This is a genomic window from Mycoplasma todarodis (assembly GCF_004335995.1).
In the GTDB taxonomy this organism is placed as follows: domain Bacteria; phylum Bacillota_I; class Bacilli_A; order Mycoplasmatales; family Metamycoplasmataceae; genus Mycoplasma_K; species Mycoplasma_K todarodis.
In genome coordinates this window covers 1-5,010 of sequence record NZ_PSZP01000051.1, presented here as the reverse complement: position 1 = coordinate 5,010, position 5,010 = coordinate 1, and the positions used below count along the sequence as shown (strand labels likewise).

At 33.9% G+C, this 5,010-nt stretch carries 3 protein-coding genes, 1 tRNA gene and 2 pseudogenes; all 6 read right to left on the bottom strand.

Features of this window, described 5'->3' with window-relative positions:
- A pseudogene (locus C4B25_RS04360) lies at positions 1-580 on the bottom strand (putative PEP-binding protein); the annotation flags it as partial.
- Positions 581-722: 142 nt separating this feature from the next.
- Positions 723-1,379, bottom strand: a pseudogene (locus C4B25_RS04935) (phosphoenolpyruvate-utilizing N-terminal domain-containing protein); the annotation flags it as partial.
- 59 nt (positions 1,380-1,438) lie between these two features.
- Complete coding sequence (locus C4B25_RS04930) at positions 1,439-1,633, bottom strand: HPr family phosphocarrier protein (RefSeq protein ID WP_418763736.1); 195 nt, start codon at positions 1,631-1,633, stop codon at positions 1,439-1,441.
- A gap of 107 nt (positions 1,634-1,740) precedes the next feature.
- Positions 1,741-3,222 carry a cardiolipin synthase gene (gene cls / locus C4B25_RS04345; protein ID WP_168380706.1) on the bottom strand — a complete coding sequence of 494 codons (1,482 nt, stop codon included), beginning with the start codon at positions 3,220-3,222 and terminating at the stop codon, positions 1,741-1,743.
- Positions 3,223-3,286: 64 nt separating this feature from the next.
- Positions 3,287-3,378: transfer RNA gene (locus C4B25_RS04340), tRNA-Ser, on the bottom strand.
- 14 nt (positions 3,379-3,392) lie between these two features.
- On the bottom strand, positions 3,393-4,847 hold the full coding sequence (gene mgtE, locus C4B25_RS04335; protein WP_272482649.1) for a magnesium transporter: 1,455 nt from the start codon (positions 4,845-4,847) through the stop codon (positions 3,393-3,395).
- Between the last annotated feature and the right edge of the window lie 163 nt (positions 4,848-5,010).

The following is a 5,010-nucleotide window of genomic DNA, read 5'->3' as shown; positions in this document are numbered from 1 at the left end:
GTAAGAAACTTTTTCTGACATTCTATCAGCAGCCATTGTGTATTGCATTAAGTCGTTTGTACCGATTGAGAAGAAATCTGCATATTTAGCAAATCTTTCTGCGTTCGCTGCAGCAGCAGGAACTTCAACCATCATACCAACTTCGATTTCTTTCATTGGTGCAACTTCAACACCTTCTTTAACTAGTTCTGCATGAACATCTTCAAGAATTTCTTTAGCTGCTTTAAATTCATCAATTGTTGCGATCATTGGGAACATGATTGCTAATTTACCGAATTTTGAAGCTCTAACAAGTGCTCTTAATTGAGTTTTGAATACAGGAACTTGATCAAGACATAGACGAATAGCTCTATATCCTAGGAATGGGTTCATTTCTTCTGGGAATTTGTAGTAAGAAAGAGTTTTATCTCCACCGATGTCAAGAGTTCTAACAACAACTCTACGTCCTTCCATGTGCTGCAAATTGCTCTTCTTCTGTAGGTCAGTCAGAAGCATCCATGTATAGGAATTCTGATCTGAATAGTCCAACAGCTTCAGCATCATTTTCTAGAAGTCCAGCAACGTCATTTGGTGAACTCAACGTGGTGTCCGTCAGCTGTTTTTGATTCTTTACCGATGAATTTTTTAAGTTCTTCAGCTTCTTTTGCTAATGCTTCTTGTTTTGTTTTGTATTCTGTAATTTCAGCTTCTGTTGGGTTAATAATAACAACACCAGCATCACCATCAATGATTAATACATCACCTGTTGCAACTTTTTCAGTTACATCTTTAAGTCCAAGAACAGCAGGAATTTCTAATGATCTAGCCATAATTGCTGAGTGTGATGTTCTCCCACCAATGTTTGTAGCAAATCCTAATGCGAATTCTTTGTTTAATTGTGCTGTATCTGAAGGTGTTAAGTCTTCACCAACAACAATAACTTCTTCGTTAATTGAAGAAACGTCTGAAGATTTAACTCCTGCGATTGAGTTAATAACTCTTTTGGCAACGTCTTTAATGTCAGCTGCTCTTTCTTTCATATAAGCATCTTCCATACCAGCGAACATTTCAGCATATTTTGAAAATACTTCATTTGTTGCTCATAATGCATTGGCTTTTTCTGATTCAATTAATGATTTAACTTCATCAACCATCATTGGGTCTGATGCAACTTGGATGTGTGCATCGAAAACTGCAGCATGTTCAGCATCTAGATTTTTAGCTGCTTTTTCTTTAACTTGCTCAATTTGTTTAATAGCGTCAGCAATCGCGTCTTCTAACTTTTTAACTTCTTCAACTGGGTTAGCAGTTTCTTTTTTAATTTCTACGTGTGCTTCGATTAGTTCAAATACTTTAGCTATTGCAATACCTGATGAAGCTCCTATTCCTTTTAATTTCATTTTTTCTCCTTTTTATGTAATTTAATTTCTAATTGGGTAATAAAAAAATAACCTATTAATTAAATTAGGTTGTTTTCTTTCATGATTTTTTCGATTTCAGCTACTGCTGCATCTGCATCTGAACCTTCAGCAGTAATAGTGATTTCGTCACCTTGTTTTACTCCTAAAGCCATGATGTTCATGATTGATTTTAAGTTTCCTGATTTTCCGTGCTGCTGAAACTGTAATTGAAGCTGGTCTAGCGTGTAGTCCAACTGGATCTGTAATTTTTGCTGTAAATTTTGCCATTTTTGGTCTCCTTAATAAAGTTATTATTTTAACTATACTTATTATAACAAATTCTATTTTTTTAGCAACTTTTTTACATCATAGGTGCTAGTATTTTTAAAAATGTCATCCTAATTCTGTTTCAAAGCCCTTTAGGGTTATATCCCATCTTTTTAAGCGGTGTGGCATTTTTTTCATATCTTTCAAATATCTTTTCTAGCTTTTTAACCTCTGGACCTTCAAATAATGATAAGTTCTCAAATTGAGAATGGAATGAACGTATATCTATATTCATCGTTCCAAGATATGCAGTTTCCCCATCAAAGATACCTGCTTTTGAATGTAGGAATTTATCTTTTATTAAATAAGTCTTAACTCCAAACTCTTCTAACAATGCCGCATTACCTCTTGAGGCTTGGAAAGCAGATTTTTTATCAGCTTGTCCAGGTAAGAATAATTTTACCTCTATCCCTGAAAGAGAAGCTGTACGCAACGCTCCAACAACTTCTGCTGTAGGAACAAAATATGGAGTAGATAATGTTATCGATTTTTTTGCCTTTGAAATTCAATGCACTAATGAATCTTGCATTAATGGAATGCTAATTTCTGGACTATCTTCTACAAGTACTACATTGTTCTTGAATTTACTTTTAACTTTTGGCGCATATTCTTTAACATCTAAAACTATATTATTAATTAATTTTCAATCATTAATGAAGAGTAATGAGAATGCTCTTACCGCTTGACCTTCAACTCTCATTATAAGATCTTCTCAAAGTCCATATTCTTTCGAATAATTAACATACTCATCAGAAAGGTTAACTCCACCAGTGTAACCAACCACTCCATCAATACTTGCATACTTCCTGTGAGAACGGCAACCGTTTTGAGATGAAATGAATGGAAAACTAACCTTATCATATATAGAAATATCAATCCCCTTCTTCTTAAGAGATTTAATTTCGTATCAAGGTAAAGCTCAACGTCCAAAGTCATCCACTATCAACCTTACTTCAACACCTTCTTCTACTTTATTAATTAATATTTGTTTTAATTCTTCTCAAATTTCACTCATTTTAATAATGTAGTAATTTAAGTGAATGAATTTTTTAGCTTTTTTCAAGTCATCAAACATCTCTTTGAATGCAAACATACCATTGTCATATATTTTTAAATCCCCATTTAAAATTGGTAATTTAGAAAAGTTAGTTTGTTCATTAAGTATTTCATTTTTTGTTTTAACACTTTTCTCTTGGATGTTATAGGTTTCAGAATATTGTTTGCGAAAATCCTCGAGGCTTTTTCTCCCTTTGTATCTTCTACCAAAAATCATGTAAATAACAATTCCGAACACAGGCAATAGAATAACCATGAGATATCATGATGCTTTTGCTGGTAAGTGTCTTTTTTGAGCGAATAAAAGTAATGCTCATATTGCGGTAATTAAATACACCGCAAATAGTATTAATACTGTTAAATGCACCCCCCATTCATAAAGTCCGAATAATAAATATCCAACCGCAGCTATAAAGGATAAAGTTAACAGAAGTGTGAATATTCTTCTTATTATTTTCATAGTAATTAAATTATAAAGAAAAATGAGTAAGAAAAAACCCACCGTTAGGTGTGATTTTTTCATATGGCGGGCTAGAGAGGATTCGAACCTCCGCGGGGATTGCTCCCCCTACACCCTTAGCAGGGGCGCCTCTTCGGCCAACTTGAGTACTAGCCCATATGAGGTCGTTTTTAAACAACCGTCAATAATAGTATACCAATACTTATCCCAAAAAAGATAAGAATTGATAAAGCATCGATTAAAGTAGTTAGAAGCGGAGCTGCCATTACAGCTGGATCCAACTTCATTTTGTGTGCAAGTAATGGTAATAATCCACCTACCATTTTTGCGAAAATAATTACTATAAATAATGATAATGATGCCGCAAATGAAATTCAAACATATGCGTATGAATGAGTATTAGGAGAAGGTTGTGATAATAACATACTTCCGCCACCAGATCTTTGAACACCATAATAGATTAATAATCTAGCAAAGTTAGCGATTGCTAAAATTCCACCAACCATTGCACCTGTACCGAATTCTTTTCTAACAACACTGAATGTGCTATCTTTCTTAATTTCTCCAAGAGCAATACCACGTGTAACCATGGTACTCGCTTGTGAACCAGCGTTACCGGCAGCACCCGAAATAACAGGAACGATAGCAATTAATGCTGAAGTTATAACAGCAGTAGCTGCTTGTCCGGTTGTTTCATGAAGAGAAGATGCAGCTATTTTCATGAATGAATCTAAAACTATTTGAGAAAGAGTTGAAGAAATCATTAAAAGTAATAATCAAAATACTCTCGACTTAAATAATTTAAATATTGAAGTTTTTAGATAAGAACTTTCAACACCTTCAATACCGGCCATACGGTGCATATCTTCTGTCGCTTCTTCTTGAATGGTATCAATAACATCATCGGATGTAATCATACCCATTAGATACCCTTGTGTATTTACAACAGGCATAGCAACCGCATCGTGTTTAGCGAATTCTAAAGCCGCCTCTTCTTTATCCATTGTTGTAGAAACAGAAGCGACAGGACCCATGATATCTTTTACTTTTTTACCTTTTGTAGCAAATACTAATTGGTGTAAGTCGATTTCACCAACAAGCTTACCTTTTTGGTTAACAACAAAGTAAGTAAGCATGTCTTCTGTGTGAGCATGTTCAGTCTTGATAATCTTGATAGCTTGTGTCGGTGTTAATGATTGTTTAATCTCAACAACGTCAGTAGACATAATAGAACCAGTTTGGTGATCTTCATAACGTAGCAGTTTATTAACATCCGTACGTCTGTCTTTTGGTGTATTTTTAAGAATTTGTTTCGCTATGTTTGAAGGCATTTCTTCAATCATGTCAGCAATATCATCAGCATAAATTGTAGAAAGAATTTCTTTTTGTTGTACATCAGAAAATTCTTCGATAATTTTTTCTTGGAACTCAATATCTAAGTTGGAGAAAAGTTTACCTGATTGATCAGAGTCCAATACACGGAATAGCAACTTACGCTCTTCAGCATGTAACTCTTCAACCATATCAGCTAAATCAGCAACGGTAGTTTCTTTAACTATTTTTCTAATTTCTGGAACTTTTTTTGTTTTTAGAGCTGTTCTTAAAGTCATATTTCTCCTTTCTATATTTTTTATTTTATTTATATACTAGTTGTTTTTTAGGATTGCAGTTAATTCTTCTTGGAAAGAAGCTAACTTGATTTTTTGTAATTTACCATTCATGGCAATTGAGATGTTTCCTGTTTCTTCTGAAACGATAATTGTGATTGAATCAGATTGTTCAGCGATA